Raw genomic sequence first — 13,486 nt, 5'->3', positions numbered from 1 at the left:
TGGCCCGGGACGCGGACTATCTGCGGCGCTTCGCGCGGGAGGCGGCGGTCGCGGCGTCGGTGACCAGTCCGTATGTGGCGCGCCTGACGGACAGCGACGTGGCGGAGGAACTGCCGTGGCTGGCCACGGAGTTCGTGGTCGGGCTCCGACGCGGTGGCCAGAGGCGGCCGGCTGCTGGTGCCCGCCGTACGCGTCCTGGGCGCGGGGCTCGCCCGGGCACTCGACGCGGTGCACACCGCGCGCATCCTGCACCGCGACCTCAAGCCCGGCAATGTGCTGCTCACCGCCGACGGACCGCGACTGATCGACTTCGGTATCGCACAGGCCTTCGACGCGACCGCGCTCACCGCGACGGGCCTGCTGATCGGCACGCCGGGCTACATGTCCCCCGAGCATCTGACCGGCAGCAACGCGCTGGTGCCCGCCTCGGACGTGTTCTGCCTGGGCGCGGTACTGTGCTTCGCCGCGACGGGCCGCGGCCCCTTCGACGACGAGGAACCGGCGTCGGTCCTGTACCGCATCGCGTCCGGTGCGGCGGACCTGTCGGAGCTACCACCGCTGCTGCACGACGTGGTCGCGCGCTGCCTCCGGCCCGACCCGGCGGCGCGCCCGGCGGCCGCGGAGCTGGCGGCGGAGCTGTCCGCCGCCGCCCCCGCCGAACCGCACTGGCCCGCCCCTTACCTCTCCCTCCTCGCCGCTCACCACGAAGCCGTGGCACGGTGCGAACAGGCAGCGGGCACCGTCCCGTTGGAACAGGCGGCGACCTCCGCCGCGGCCCCCGCGCCCGCTCTCGTCGTGCCCCCGTCGCCGACGGCGGTCTCCGCCCGCCCCGTGCCGCCGCCTCCGGCACCGCCCACCACGCGGCGCCGGTGGCCGTGGATCGCGGGGGCCGCGGCCCTGGTCACCGCGCTCACCGTCACCCTGGCCGTACTGCTGCCCGGCGACGGCACACGCACTCCGGCTCCCGCGGCGGAAGGCAGGCCGAAGCAGGAGCAGACCGGCCCGCTCGCCGTGCCGGACGCGGATGCCGCGCACAGCGGCGAGTTCACCGCCGCCGCACTCGATACGAAACAGCGCCCTGACGGCTGGCGCCCCTGGACCCACAGCGTCAAGGGCATGGGAGCGACCGGCGGTTGCGCTGCCGGGGCCGGGCTGCTCGTCTGCGGCGACGGTCACAGCGCGGCCCGCGCCCTCGATCTGGCCACCGGCAAGGAGAAGTGGCGTACGGAGGGTTTCGACGAGAGCCGGACGAACGACGACAGCTTCCCGGAGACCCCGCAAGGCGATCCCGCCATCGCCCCCGTCACGGACGGCACCCTCTTCTTCGTGCCCGCGCAGGCCGCGTCAGCGCGGTGGACGCGGCGACGGGCCTGGTCAAGTGGCAGTACCAGCGTATGAGTTACACGGGCATGCGCGCGCTCACCTACGCGGACGGCCGACTGTACGTGGCGCACATCGACGACCAAGCATCCTCCGATGCCGAACTCGTCGAAGTGCAGGCCCTGCGCACGAGGGACGGCGCCCAGGAGTGGTCGGGCTACCTTCCGGACGCGAACGGCCCCTTGGTCGTCCACGGCAAGAAGGTCTATCTGCCGCTGGCCGACGGCTCGGTGGCCGCCCTGGACACCACCGAAACCGTGCCCGAGCCGCGGATCCGCGACGATGTCGACTGTTCCGGCCTGCTCGCGTACGACGACACGCTGCTGTGCTGGTCGACCCGGCGCCGCGGCGTCACCGTCCTCGACCCGGTGACGCTCGCGACCCACCGCACCTTGGCCCCCACGGTCGCTCCCGCCGCCGCGCCCGGTCGCCGGTGACCGCGGCATCCTCGTCGTACGGGATACGAGCGGACGCCTGAAGGGCTTCAACTGGCCTACGGGAAAGCAGCGTTGGAACCGCCCCGCACCGCCGCGACCGGTGGCCTCGCGCTCGCCGACAGCCGCGTCTTCGCCGTGGGACGCCGAGAGCTACGGGCCCTCGACGTGACCGACGGCTCCACCTCCGGGGCCGTACGCCTGCCCACACCCGCGGGCCTGCGCCTGGGCCTCGGACCGCTCACCGAGCCGCTCTGCCTGGGCGGCGTCCTCTACCTCACGACGCAGAGCGGATTCACGGGCTCGGTCGCCGCACCCGGTGCCCCGGCGGCCAAGGGCGAATGGTCAGGCTGAGGTGACCGGCAGCACGTCGGGCGACAGAGCCGCCGCCCGAGCCGCCGCGCTCGTCATCCGCCGCCGATGATGCCGTCGGCACAACACCTCGTACCCGACCTCCTCCGCAGGCATGTCCACATCCCCCACGACGACCTGCTCCCCCTCGACCACCATCTCGCCGCCCACGGTGCGGGCGTTGTGCGTGGCCCGCGCCCCGCACCAGCACATCGCCTCGACCTGCAACGTCTCGACCCGGTCGGACAGCTCGATCAAGCGCTGCGAACCCGGGAACAGTTTCGTACGGAAGTCCGTGGTGATGCCGAAGGCGAAAACGTCCAGCTCCAAGTCGTCCACGACCCGGGCCAGTTGGTCGATCTGCTCCGGCGCCAGGAACTGGGCCTCGTCCACAATGACGTAGTCCACCCGGCTGCCCTGCGACATCTGGTCCACCAGATAGCCATACAGATCCATCCCCGGCGCCGCCTCCACCGCATCCGTCACCAGCCCGAGCCGCGAGGACAGCTTGCCCTCCCCCGCCCGGTCGTCCCGCGTGAAGATCGCGCCCTGGAGGCCGCGGGCCGAGCGGTTGTGGCCGATCTGGAGTGCCAGGGTTGATTTTCCGCAGTCCATCGTCCCGGAGAAGAACACCAGCTCGGGCATGGGGAGTTGCGGACCTTTCAGAGGTACGGGCTGGGAGAGGTGAGGTGAGGTGAGGTGAAGAGAGCAGGCTCAGGAGCGTACTTCGAGGAGCGGGACCAGCTGTTCGGCGGGGGTCATCGAGCCGTGGTTGCCGACCATGGCCGACTCCTTGGGCTCGCGCTCGGACGCGATGATCAGAACGTCGTCGCGGGCCGCGGCGACCACGTCGCCGAGGCGGGCGCGGACGCGTGCGTCGCACTCCCCCGGCGGGCCGAACCACCCGGCGGCCAGGGCCTCTTCGCGGCTCGCCACCCAGAACTGCTCGCCGAGCACCTCGCGCCAGCAGGTGAGGACGTCCGCCTCGGCGCCGGGCAGGGCGTAGACATGTCGGGCGCGGCCCTCGCCGCCGAGCAGGGCGACGCCGGCCTTGAGCTCCCAGTCCGCGTCGAAGTCGATGCGGTGCTCGTCGTCGAAGGGGATGTCGACCATGCCGTGGTCGGCGGTGACGTACAGGGCGCTGCGCGGCGGGAGTTGCTCCGCCAGGCGCTGCGCGAGGCGGTCGACGTACATCACCTGGCCGCGCCAGGGGTCCGAGTCGACGCCGAAGCGGTGGCCCTTGCCGTCCACCTCGCTGTAGTAGGTGTAGATCAATGAGCGGTCGCCCGCGGCGAGTTGTTCGGCGGCCAGGTCCATGCGCTCCTCGCCGGAGAGGCGGCCGTGGAACGTACCGCCGCTCAGCGCGACCTTCGTGAGCGGGGTGTGCTGGAAGTCCGGGGCCGAGACCTGGGCCGTGTGCACCCCGGCGCGGTCCGCCAGGTCGAAGACCGTCGGGTACGGCTGCCAGACGTGCGGCTCGGTCCAGGGGTTCCAGCGGAGCTGGTTCATCAGGGCGCCGGTGTCCGGATTGCGGACCGTGTACCCGGGCAGTCCGTGCGCGGCGGGCGGCAGGCCGGTGCCGACCGAGGCGAGCGAGGTCGCGGTGGTCGCCGGGAAGCCGGTGGTGACGGGGCGGCCGGTGCCGCCGCGGGACGAGCCGATGAGCGAGTGCAGGAACGGCGCCTCGTCCGGGTGGGCGAGCAGCTGTTCCCAGCCCAGACCGTCGATCAGGAAGACGCAGTTCCGGTCGGCCGGGGTCAGCTCCGCTATCGCGGCTTCGTATCCCGGGACGCCGACGCCCGCGCAGAGCGTCGGCAGCAGATCGGCGAGCGAGCCGCTGCCGTACGCGGGAACGGGCGCCGAGTCGACGGCGAGGGGGCTCGGGTCCGGCCAGGCGGGCTGCGCCATCAGCGGCCGGCGCCGTTGGCCGCGGCGGATGTGGTGGCCGCCGTGGCGGCTGTGGCCTCGGAGAGTGCCTGGGCGAAGTCCAGGGTCTGGCGGACCGTGTCCGGGCCGTCACCGGCCTCGCTGACGCGCAGGCTGAGGTCGTCGGCGGTCGAGTTGCCCGTGTACCCGTGGTCCGCCTCGCAGTTGGGGTCGCTGCAGGTGGCCGGCTCCAGGTCGATGCGGGATACGGCGCCCCAGCCGATGGTGAGCAGGACCTCGCGGGGCAGGCTGCCGGGCTGGTACTTCTCCGGGTTGGCGACCACGCGGCTGACCACGACCGAGGAGATCCGGCCGAGCTTCACGGACTCCGTGGAGGTGGTGGCGTACGGCGTCGGCGAGGTGCCGTCCGCGGCCTGCTCGTCGGTGTGGCTGACGATGAAGCGGGTGCCGGTGAGGACGAGGACCGTGACGTGGCGGCGCACCTCGTTCGCGTCGAACGTGGTCTCCTGGTGCACCAGGTACGACACGATCGGTTCGCCGCCGACGGCGGCCTCCACCGCCTCGGCCACGAGAGCCGGGTAATAGCCACTGCGCTCGATCGCCGCGCGCAGCCCCTGGGTCGTCGTACCGGTCTTCGCCATGGGCCCATCCTACGGGGCCCCGGTGACCGCCATGGCCCGTAGGCCGGGCATGCGCCCGGTCCGTGCGCGCGGTGCGTGATCGTCAGTACGGCGGGAGCGTGCGCGGGCCCAGGTCGTCGCGGGCGGGCGGCGGGGCGAGCCGTACCGAGGCGCTGAGCACCGACAGGCCGCGCTCGGCGACGATCACCGGCTCCAGCTGTACGGAGACGATCTCCGGGTGGTCGTCGACGAGGCGGGAGACCCGGAGCAGCAGCTCCTCCAGGGCGGCGGTGTCGACCGGGGCCGAGCCGCGCCAGCCGAACAGGAGAGGCGCGGTCCGGATCGACCGGATCAGGCCCGCGGCGTCCCGCTCCGTGACCGGTACGAGCCGGTGCGCGGTGTCGCCGAGCAGCTCGGACGGCGCCCCGGCGAGCCCGAAGGAGAGCACCGCACCGGCCGCCGGGTCGATGGTGGCGCGGACCACGGTGTCGACCCCGCGCGCCACCATGGCCTGCACCACCGGCCGCAGCTCGGCGGGCTTCCCGAAGGCCCGGGTCAACTCGGCGTAGGCGGTGCGTAGTTGCTCCTCGTTGGCCAGGTCGAGCCGGACGCCGCCGAGGTCGGCACGGTGCCGCAGGTGCGGTGCGGTGGTCTTCAGGGCCACGGGCCAGCCGAGCTCGCGGGCCGCGGCGACGGCCTGGTCGGCGTCCTTGGCGTACCCGGCGTATCCGGCGCCCGTCTCGGGCCTCGTCGGGTGGACGTCGATGCCGTACCGGCGCAGCAGGTCGTGACCGTCGGCCGGGGCGAGCTCGAAGCCGCGGGGGGCCTCGGCGGCGCGGGCGTCGAGGACCCGGTCGATGAGCTCGGCGGCCCCGTGCTCGTCGATGTCGTCGTATTCGGGCACGCGCCCGGGGTTCTCGGTGGTGTCCCGCCGCCACTGGGCGTACCGGACGGCCTCGGCGAGGGCGCGGACGGCTCGCTCGGCTGCGGGGTAGGTGGGGATGCTGGGGGTGTTGGGGGTGTTGGGGATGTTGGGGGTGTCTGGTGCCTGGGGTGCTTGCGCTGCGCCTGGCGCTTGCGCTGCGCCTCGTGCTTGCGCTGCGCCTCGTGCTTCCGTTGCGCCCGTCGTGTTCACCGTCGGGGCCGTCTGCACTGCGCCCTCCGCGCCCTCCGCGTTCGTACGTTCGGCCGGGGCGGCGGCAGCACGCTCGTCCCCCTGAGGCCCCGTACGCGACGCCGCCGACAGAGCCTCGGCCAGTTGCCCCAGCTCCACCTCGACCACGGCCACCGGCTTCTCCGTCCCGGCCGAGGCCACCGCCTCCCGTAGCGCCTCGGCCAGGGCGGATGGGGACCGTCCGGATGTCTCTGCGCCGACCCAGGGGATCGCGGTGACGAGGACCGCGTCGCACTCCTCGTCCGCGAGCGCGGTGGACAGCGCGCGCCGGAAGTCCGCCGGACTCGCATCCGTCGTCAGGTCCACGGGACGCCACGGGCGCAGTCCTTCCGCCACGCACGCGTCGTACGTGAGGACGCCCAGGGACGCGGAGTTCCCGAGGATCGCGACCCGGGGCCCGGCGGGGAGCGGTCCGGCGGCGAGGAGCAGCCCCACGTCGACGAGTTCGGTCACGGTGTCGACGCGGATGACACCGGCCTGGCGGAGCAGCGCGGACACCGTGGCGTGCGGCATCCGCGCGGCCGGTACGGCGTACCCGGTGGGTGTTCCGGAGTGCCGGGCGCCGAGGACCGCGACGACCGGCTTGACGGCGGCGGTGCGGCGCGCGAGCCGGGTGAACTTCCGCGGGTTGCCGAGGGATTCGAGGTACATGAGGGCGAGGTCGGTGTCCGGGTCCTCGTACCAGTACTGAACGACGTCGTTGCCGGAGACGTCCGCCCGGTTCCCCGCGCTGACGAAGGTCGACAGGCCCGCCCCGCGCCGGTGCAGCCCGGCCAGGAGCGCGATGCCGATGGGGCCGGACTGCGTGAACAGGCCGATGCGTCCGGCGGTCGGCATGGCGGGCGCGAGCGAGGCGTTGAGCCGCGACCCCGGCGACGTATTGATGACTCCGAAGGCGTTGGGGCCGATGAGGCGCATGCCGTACGAGCGGACCTGCCGCACGAGCTCCCGCTGCCGGGCGAGACCTTCGGGGCCGGACTCGGCGTACCCGGCGGAGAGCACCACGAGCCCGCGTACGCCGTGTTCACCGCAGTCGGCGACGACATCCGGCACGTGCTCGGCGGGCACGGCGACGACCGCGAGGGTGTCGCCGTGCGCGTCGGTGCCGTCGATCTCGCCGACCGAGCGGACCGCGGGCACCCCGGCGAGCTCCGGGTCGAGCTCCCCGAAGTCGGTGAGGTCCGCGTCGAACGCGCTGTTCACGGCGTAGAGCCGGCCGGTGAACCCGGCCCCGGCCAGGCTCCGCAGGACGGTGCGGCCCACGCCGCCCGGGCGGCGCCCGGCGCCGATCACGGCGACCGTGCCGGGGGCGAGCAGGCGCTGCACGGAGCGGGCCTCGGCGCGCTGTTCGCGGGCGCGCTGCACGGTGAGGGAGGCTTCGGTGGGCTCCAGGTCGAACTCCAGGCGGACGACGCCGTCCTCGAAGCTCCGCTGCTGCTGGTATCCGGCGTCCGTGAACACCTTGATCATTTTTGCGTTGGCGGGCAGCACCTCGGCGGCAAAGCGGCGGATGCCGCGCTCGCGGGCGACGGCGGCGATGTGCTCGAGGAGCGCGGACGCGACGCCGCGGCCTTGGTGGGCGTCCTGCACGAGGAAGGCGACCTCGGCCTCGTCGGCGGGACCGGATGCCGGACGGCCGTTCTCATCGATGCGGTCGTATCGTACGGTGGCGATGAACTCGCCGCCCACGGTGGCGGCGAGCCCGACCCGGTCCACAAAGTCGTGGTGGGTGAACCGGTGCACGTCCTTGGCGGAGAGCCGCGGATAGGGCGCGAAGAAGCGGTAGTACTTCGACTCGTCCGAGACCTGCTCGTAGAAGCTGACGAGCCGGTCTGCGTCTTCGCTGGTGATGGGCCTGATCCGGGCCGTGCCGCCGTCACGGAGGACCACGTCCGCCTCCCAGTGGGAGGGGTATGCCGCGTGCTCCTGCGGGGTCTGCATGCCTGTCAGAGTACGGGTCGCGACCCCAGGACGTGCGGTGCACTCTGAGAAGGCCGAAGGGCCGTGCACACCGGACGAAAGCCCGGCCGGAGCACCCTTGCCGGTATGAGACAGTGGTCTAGACAACGCATGAGCGACACCTGAAGGGCAGCATCACATGGCTGAGCGCCGCGTCAATGTCGGCTGGGCCGAGGGGCTCCACGCCCGTCCCGCCTCCATCTTCGTCCGTGCGGCCACCGCCGCCGGGATCCCCGTGACGATCGCCAAGGCCGACGGCAACCCGGTCAACGCCGCGTCCATGCTCGCGGTGCTCGGCCTGGGCGCGGAGGGCGGCCAGGAGATCGTCCTCGCCTCGGACGCCGATGGCGCGGAGGCCGCCCTGGACCGTCTGGCGAAGCTGGTCTCCGAGGGCCTCGAGGAGCTCCCCGAGACCGTCTGAGCCCTGCCGCACAGGCACGTTCTGCGCCAAGAGCCCGTCACCCGTCGAGGGTGGCGGGCTTTCGGCGTTTCCGGGCACCGGAAAAGAGACCGGGAAAGAGGTGAGGGAGAGGCGAGGAAGGGGCGGGGAAGGGGCAGGGAAAGGGCGGAGAAGAAGGCTGAAAAATAGCGCCGCGAACGGTGCTTGAAATGCGCGCCCACGCATCCCGAAAAGGCGGCGCAAGGCAGCGCGAATTAATCCGCCGTCACCACCGGACGACTGTCTTTGTATACGGCGCCTGTTAATTGCGGCCGCTCGCCAGGTTTACGGAATGTTGCGAAGTCCTCACCGCGATCGAGCGGTTGGTGGGCCGGGCCCCGTCGCCGGGGAAGCGCAGCCGGTGTGCGGTCGCGGCCCGCTCGGTGTGCAGGGCGGTGAGCGCCCGGGCGCGCTCGGCGTCGCCGCGCGCCACGGCGTCCACGATCGCGCCGTGCTCGGCCCAGTCCTCCGTGGGGCGGGACGGCAGCTCGACCGCGTACATCCAACTGATCTTGTGGCGGAGCTGGGTGAGCAGCGCGGTGAGGCCCGGGCTGCCGGTGGCCTGGGCGAGCGTCTCGTGGAACCAGCCGCCCAGGGAGCGCAGGTCCTCACCGTGGCCGCGGCGGGCCCGCTCCTGGCCGAGGCGGACCAGGCCGCGCAGGACCTTGAGGTGGGCCTCGCTGCGGCGCTGGGCGGCGCGCGCCGCGCCCAGGGGTTCGACCAGGAGCCGGATCTCCAGGAGGTCGGCGGCCTCCTGCGCGGTGGGCTCGGCCACACACGCGCCCGCGTGCCTGCGGGTGATCACGAAGCCCTCGGCCTCCAGGGTGCGCAGCGCCTCGCGTACGGGGACGCGGGAGACGCCGTAGCGGCGGGCGAGGACCTCCTCGGTGAGCCGGCTGCCGCGCTCATGGACACCGGAAACGATGTCGTCCCGGATTGCCGTGCATACCGAGTGCGCCGGAATGCGCATGGCCGGACCTCCACCTCTTGAAATATGCACCGCATCCCCGTGAAACGCGGCCGATTGACGCTCACTCGCGCAGCGCTCGTGCAGTGACTCTATTGCAGCACACGGGGTTTTCCGATGGCCGACCGGAATCCATGGAAATCTTTTGGCCGGAATTGACCGGTGCACATACGGGCCGACCGGAGCGCATACGCCGAAGGCCCCGGCGGGTGCCGGGGCCTTCGGAGTGGTACGGGGGTGTCAGCGGGGGTGTCAGACGTTCACGCCGTGTCCGCGGAGGTACGCGACGGGGTCGATGTCCGAGCCGTAGTCCGGGGACGTACGGGCCTCGAAGTGCAGGTGCGGCCCGGTCACGTTGCCGGTGGCGCCGGAGAGCCCGATCTGCTGGCCCGGAGTGACCTGCTGTCCCACCGTGACGCTGATGGATGAGAGGTGGCCGTACTGCGTGTACGTGCCGTCGTTCATCTTGATCACGACGTTGTTGCCGTAGGAGCCGCCCCAGCCCGCCTCGACGACGGTGCCGGAGCCGACCGCGCCGACCTGGGTGCCGGAGTCGGCATGGAAGTCGATGCCGGAGTGGCTGCCGGAGGACCAGACGGCGCCGCCGGTCTTGTAGCCGGTGGAGATGGCGCTGCCGGGTATCGGCGAGACGTAGGAGTTGAGGCGCTTGCGCTCGGCCTCGCGGGCGGCGCGCTCCTTGGCCTCGCGGGCCTTCTTCGCCTCGGCCTCGGCCTTGCGCTCGGCCTCGGCGGCCCTGCGCTCGGCTTCCTCGGCGGCCTCCTCCTCGGCCTTCTTCGCGGCGGCGGCCCGCTCGGCGGCCTGCTGCTGCGCGCTGGCCTGGGCGCCGATGTGGTCGGCTATGGAGTCCTCGATGGTGAGGGCCTGGTTGAGGCCGCTGCCCTCTGCCCTGGTGTCCGCGGCGAGCGCGGGTGAGGCGAGAGTGCCGATGACGCCAGTGGTGGTGAGGGCGGCGACGCCGGCGAGGTTCGCGCTCCTTCGGGTCAGCCTGCTCGGACGGCGGTGCTTCCCGGTGGCACGGGCGAAGGCCATGAAGTTGAGGTGTCCTTTCCTTCCTTCTCGCCTACCGGGTTAGCTGACGGGTTCGGAGCAGGAAGGTCTCCTACGGACACCCCGTCGGGCGGGGTCTCCGATTCACCCCAGGGACTGCGTGTGGGTCCCCGGCTCCCCTGGCTCGCGCCGTACGGGGACTCGGCGATGGCTGTCCTGGGCCGCGGGCGCGACGCATTCCTTACGAACAGCCGGACCGACGCTAAACGGGACATCTTTCAATCGACAAACGGAGACGGGCTTTTGTAGCGCACACCACAGGTCGGACCCTCAACCCGCTTGAGGATTAGGGGCGAAGGCGATGAAAACCGACATACAGGGACGACTGGACCCCGGTGGCGTGACACCACCGGGGTCCTGTCGTCGGTCGATCCGGGCTCGCGTCGTACGCCCGAGCGGGCCCGACTAGCCGGTAACCACGGTCACTTCACCGATGCCGAGTTCCTTCACCGGCTCGGCGATCTCCGCGGCGTCCCCGACCAGGACGGTGACGAGCCGGTCGACCGGGAAGGCGCTCACGACGGCCGCGGTGGCCTCCACGGTGCCCGTCTCGGCGAGGCGCCGGTAGAGCTGGCCCTGGAAGTCGTCGGGCAGCTGCTGCTCGACCTGGTCGGCGAGCGTCCCGGCGACGGCGGCCGCGGTCTCGTACCGCAGCGGGGCCACGCCCACCAGGTTGTGCTCGGCCGTCTCGCGCTCGTCGTCCGTGAGGCCCTCGGCCGCGAGGGTACGGAGCACCTGCCACAGGTCGTCCAGGGCCGGGCCGGTGTGCGGGGTGTCCACCGAGCCACTGATGGCGAGCATGGCGGCGCCGGATGCCCCTCCGGGGGAAGAGGGTGCCGCGGAGCGCAGCACCTGGGCGAACGCGCGCACACCGTAGGTGTAGCCCTTTTCCTCGCGGAGCACGCGGTCCAGACGGGACGTCAGGGTGCCGCCGAGGCAGTACGTGCCGAGCACCTGGGCGGGCCACACGCGGTCGTGCCGGTCGGGACCGATGCGGCCGATGAGCAGCTGGGTCTGGACGGCGCCGGGGCGGTCGACGATGACGACGCGGCCGGTGTCGTCGGCGGTCACCGGCGGGACCGGCCGGGGCGGCACGGTGTCGCCCGACCAGGCACCGAGGGTGTCCGCGAGCACCGCGTCCAGGTCGGTGCCGGAGAGGTCGCCGACGACGACGGCGGTGGCCGTGGCGGGCCGTACGTGGGCCTCGTAGAACGCCCGCACGGCGGCCGCGTCGATGGCCGCGACGGTCTCCTCGGTGCCCTGGCGCGGCCGCGACATCCGCGAACTCGCCGGGAACAGCTCCTTGGAGAGCTCCTTGGCCGCGCGCCGCCCGGGGTTGGCCAGCTCGTGCGGAATCTCGTCGAGCCGGTTGCGGACCAGACGCTCGATCTCGCTCTCCGCGAACGCGGGGGCACGCAGCGCGTCGGCGAGCAGCCCGAGCGCCTTCTGCAGCCGGGAGACCGGAACTTCGAGCGAGACGCGGACGCCGGGGTGGTCGGCGTGCGCGTCCAACGTGGCGCCGCAGCGCTCGAGTTCGGCGGCGAACTCCTCGGCGGAGTGCTTGTCGGTGCCCTCGGAGAACGCCCGGGCCATGATGGTGGCGACGCCGTCCAGGCCCTCGGGCTCGGCCTCGAGCGGGGCGGCCAGGACGATCTCGACGGCGACGACCTGCTGGCCGGGGCGGTGGCAGCGCAGCACCGTCAGGCCGTTGGGCAGCGCGCCGCGGTCCGGGGCCGGGAAGGCCCACGGCTTGGCCTGGCCCGCCTGGGGCTGCGGGTGGAACTCCATGGTGGCGAGCTCGGTCACTTCGCCGTCTCCTCTTCCTGTACGTCGTTCGCGGCGGCGGCGTCGACTGCGTCGGCAGCGTCATCGGTGGTCACGGGCTCGTACACCAGCACCGCACGGTTGTCGGGCCGCAGGCAGGCCTTGGCGACCTCCTGCACTTCTTCGGCGGTGACGTCCAGGACGCGGCCCACGGCGGTCAGGGCGAGCTGCGGGTCGCCGAACAGGACGGCGTACCGGCAGAGTTCGTCGGCGCGGCCCGCGACGGTGCCGAGCCGGTCCAGCCACTCACGCTCCAGCTGCGCCTGCGCGCCCTCCATCTCCTCGGGCGTGGGGCCCTCCTCGGCGAACCGGGCGAGCTCCTCGTCGACGGCGGTCTCGATGGCCGGGATCTCGACGTCGTGCGAGGTCTTCACGTCGAGCCAGCCGAGCGACGGCGCGCCCGCGAGGCGGAGCAGGCCGAATCCCGCGGCCACGGCGGTGCGGTCGCGGCGCACCAGGCGGTTGTAGATCCGCGAGGACTCGCCGCCGCCGAGGATGGTCAGGGCCAGGTCGGCCGCGTCGCACGCGCGCGTGCCGTCGTGCGGCAGCCGGTAGCCGGCCATCAGGGCGCGGGACGGGACGTCCTCCTCGATGAGCTCGCGCAGCTCCCCGCCCATCAGCTCGGGCAGGGCACCGTCGCGCGGGGGCTCCTTGCCGTCGTGCGCGGGGATCGAGCCGAAGTACTTCTCGATCCAGGCCAGGGTCTGCTCGGGGTCGATATCACCCACTACAGAAAGGACGGCGTTGTTCGGCGCGTAGTACGTACGGAAGAAGGTCCGGGCGTCCTCGAGCGTCGCCGCGTCCAGGTCGGCCATCGAGCCGATCGGGGTGTGGTGGTACGGGTGCCCCTCCGGGAAGGCGAGGGCGAAGAGCTTCTCGAAGGCGGTGCCGTACGGGACGTTGTCGTACCGCTGGCGGCGCTCGTTCTTGACGACGTCGCGCTGGTTCTCCATGGACTCGTCGTCGAGCGCGGCGAGCAGGGAGCCCATCCGGTCGGCCTCGAGCCAGAGGGCGAGCTCGACCTGGTGGGCCGGCATGGTCTCGAAGTAGTTGGTGCGCTCGAAGCTCGTGGTGCCGTTCAGCGAGCCACCGGCGCCCTGCACCAGCTCGAAGTGGCCGTTGCCCTTCACCTGGGCCGAGCCCTGGAACATCAGGTGCTCGAAGAGGTGGGCGAGGCCGGTGCGGCCCTTGGCCTCGTGGCGGGAGCCGACGTCGTACCAGAGGCAGACCGCGGCGACCGGGGTCAGGTGGTCCTCGGAGAGCACCACGCGCAGGCCGTTGGCCAGCCGGTGTTCGGTCGCTGTCAGGCCGCCGGAACCGGCCTGCCTTGTGGCCGTGTGACCCATGGACATGTGGTCCCTTCGATCGCGTTGTGGGATTGCG

General features: G+C 72.5%; 12 protein-coding genes and 1 riboswitch. Of the genes, 4 read left to right on the top strand and 8 right to left on the bottom strand.

The window, feature by feature from the left end; all coding sequences use genetic code 11:
* Positions 1-177: 177 nt before the first annotated feature.
* The 3 genes from ACWD10_RS09115 to ACWD10_RS09105 all read left to right on the top strand — a co-directional run bounded on the left by ACWD10_RS09115 (position 178) and on the right by ACWD10_RS09105 (position 2,168).
* Entirely contained in the window at positions 178-1,398 is a 1,221-nt protein-coding gene (locus tag ACWD10_RS09115; protein WP_451088579.1) for a protein kinase domain-containing protein, read from the top strand.
* Positions 1,353-1,817, top strand: coding sequence for an outer membrane protein assembly factor BamB family protein (locus ACWD10_RS09110; RefSeq protein WP_451088577.1), 465 nt, complete (start codon positions 1,353-1,355; stop codon positions 1,815-1,817). Before ACWD10_RS09115 ends, ACWD10_RS09110 begins: the two co-directional genes overlap by 46 nt.
* Before the next feature lie 72 nt (positions 1,818-1,889).
* The gene (locus ACWD10_RS09105) at positions 1,890-2,168 is read left to right on the top strand and encodes a hypothetical protein (RefSeq protein WP_451088575.1); all 279 of its coding nucleotides are present in this window, start codon (positions 1,890-1,892) and stop codon (positions 2,166-2,168) included.
* Here the strand turns inward: ACWD10_RS09105 and ACWD10_RS09100 are convergent.
* The 4 genes from ACWD10_RS09100 to ACWD10_RS09085 all read right to left on the bottom strand — a co-directional run bounded on the left by ACWD10_RS09100 (position 2,160) and on the right by ACWD10_RS09085 (position 7,787).
* Positions 2,160-2,810 carry a thymidine kinase gene (locus tag ACWD10_RS09100; RefSeq protein WP_451088573.1) on the bottom strand — a complete coding sequence of 217 codons (651 nt, stop codon included), beginning with the start codon at positions 2,808-2,810 and terminating at the stop codon, positions 2,160-2,162. The two genes, ACWD10_RS09105 and ACWD10_RS09100, sit on opposite strands and share 9 nt — an antisense overlap.
* Before the next feature lie 69 nt (positions 2,811-2,879).
* Positions 2,880-4,073 (bottom strand): alkaline phosphatase family protein, encoded by a 1,194-nt coding sequence (locus ACWD10_RS09095; RefSeq protein ID WP_451088571.1) that lies wholly within the window; start codon positions 4,071-4,073, stop codon positions 2,880-2,882.
* Positions 4,073-4,693 (bottom strand): DUF5998 family protein, encoded by a 621-nt coding sequence (locus ACWD10_RS09090; RefSeq protein ID WP_451088569.1) that lies wholly within the window; start codon positions 4,691-4,693, stop codon positions 4,073-4,075. Before ACWD10_RS09090 ends, ACWD10_RS09095 begins: the two co-directional genes overlap by 1 nt.
* Before the next feature lie 82 nt (positions 4,694-4,775).
* A complete protein-coding gene (locus ACWD10_RS09085; RefSeq protein WP_451088567.1) occupies positions 4,776-7,787 on the bottom strand; it encodes a bifunctional acetate--CoA ligase family protein/GNAT family N-acetyltransferase in 3,012 nt (1,003 codons plus the stop codon).
* A gap of 157 nt (positions 7,788-7,944) precedes the next feature.
* Here ACWD10_RS09085 and ACWD10_RS09080 point away from each other — a divergent pair, with 157 nt between their 5' ends.
* Entirely contained in the window at positions 7,945-8,226 is a 282-nt protein-coding gene (locus ACWD10_RS09080) for an HPr family phosphocarrier protein (protein WP_451088565.1), read from the top strand.
* 280 nt (positions 8,227-8,506) lie between these two features.
* Here ACWD10_RS09080 and ACWD10_RS09075 read toward each other — a convergent pair whose 3' ends face one another.
* The 4 genes from ACWD10_RS09075 to ACWD10_RS09060 all read right to left on the bottom strand — a co-directional run bounded on the left by ACWD10_RS09075 (position 8,507) and on the right by ACWD10_RS09060 (position 13,455).
* Positions 8,507-9,214: a GntR family transcriptional regulator gene (locus tag ACWD10_RS09075; protein WP_451088563.1), complete on the bottom strand. Its 708-nt coding sequence runs from the start codon at positions 9,212-9,214 to the stop codon at positions 8,507-8,509.
* Between the two features lie 249 nt (positions 9,215-9,463).
* Complete coding sequence (locus ACWD10_RS09070; protein ID WP_451088561.1) at positions 9,464-10,261, bottom strand: M23 family metallopeptidase; 798 nt, start codon at positions 10,259-10,261, stop codon at positions 9,464-9,466.
* Between the two features lie 14 nt (positions 10,262-10,275).
* A riboswitch (cyclic di-AMP (ydaO/yuaA leader) is annotated at positions 10,276-10,436 on the bottom strand.
* Positions 10,437-10,684: 248 nt separating this feature from the next.
* Entirely contained in the window at positions 10,685-12,067 is a 1,383-nt protein-coding gene (locus ACWD10_RS09065) for a M16 family metallopeptidase (RefSeq protein ID WP_451088806.1), read from the bottom strand.
* A gap of 14 nt (positions 12,068-12,081) precedes the next feature.
* Complete coding sequence (locus ACWD10_RS09060; RefSeq protein WP_451088559.1) at positions 12,082-13,455, bottom strand: M16 family metallopeptidase; 1,374 nt, start codon at positions 13,453-13,455, stop codon at positions 12,082-12,084.
* Positions 13,456-13,486 lie beyond the last annotated feature (31 nt).

Source organism: Streptomyces sp. NPDC002851, from assembly GCF_053591935.1.
Note: the sequence above shows the minus strand (reverse complement) of the source record. Positions and strands in the feature narration are given on the sequence as shown.

Coding starts and splice junctions, on each gene's coding strand:
- ACWD10_RS09090 (WP_451088569.1), bottom strand. CDS start 4,693: ATGGCGAAGACCGGTACGACGACCCAGGGGCTGCGCGCGGCGATCGAG.
- ACWD10_RS09075 (WP_451088563.1), bottom strand. CDS start 9,214: ATGCGCATTCCGGCGCACTCGGTATGCACGGCAATCCGGGACGACATC.
- ACWD10_RS09095 (WP_451088571.1), bottom strand. CDS start 4,073: ATGGCGCAGCCCGCCTGGCCGGACCCGAGCCCCCTCGCCGTCGACTCG.
- ACWD10_RS09080 (WP_451088565.1), top strand. CDS start 7,945: ATGGCTGAGCGCCGCGTCAATGTCGGCTGGGCCGAGGGGCTCCACGCC.
- ACWD10_RS09060 (WP_451088559.1), bottom strand. CDS start 13,455: ATGTCCATGGGTCACACGGCCACAAGGCAGGCCGGTTCCGGCGGCCTG.
- ACWD10_RS09100 (WP_451088573.1), bottom strand. CDS start 2,810: ATGCCCGAGCTGGTGTTCTTCTCCGGGACGATGGACTGCGGAAAATCA.
- ACWD10_RS09085 (WP_451088567.1), bottom strand. CDS start 7,787: ATGCAGACCCCGCAGGAGCACGCGGCATACCCCTCCCACTGGGAGGCG.
- ACWD10_RS09065 (WP_451088806.1), bottom strand. CDS start 12,067: ATGGAGTTCCACCCGCAGCCCCAGGCGGGCCAGGCCAAGCCGTGGGCC.
- ACWD10_RS09070 (WP_451088561.1), bottom strand. CDS start 10,261: ATGGCCTTCGCCCGTGCCACCGGGAAGCACCGCCGTCCGAGCAGGCTG.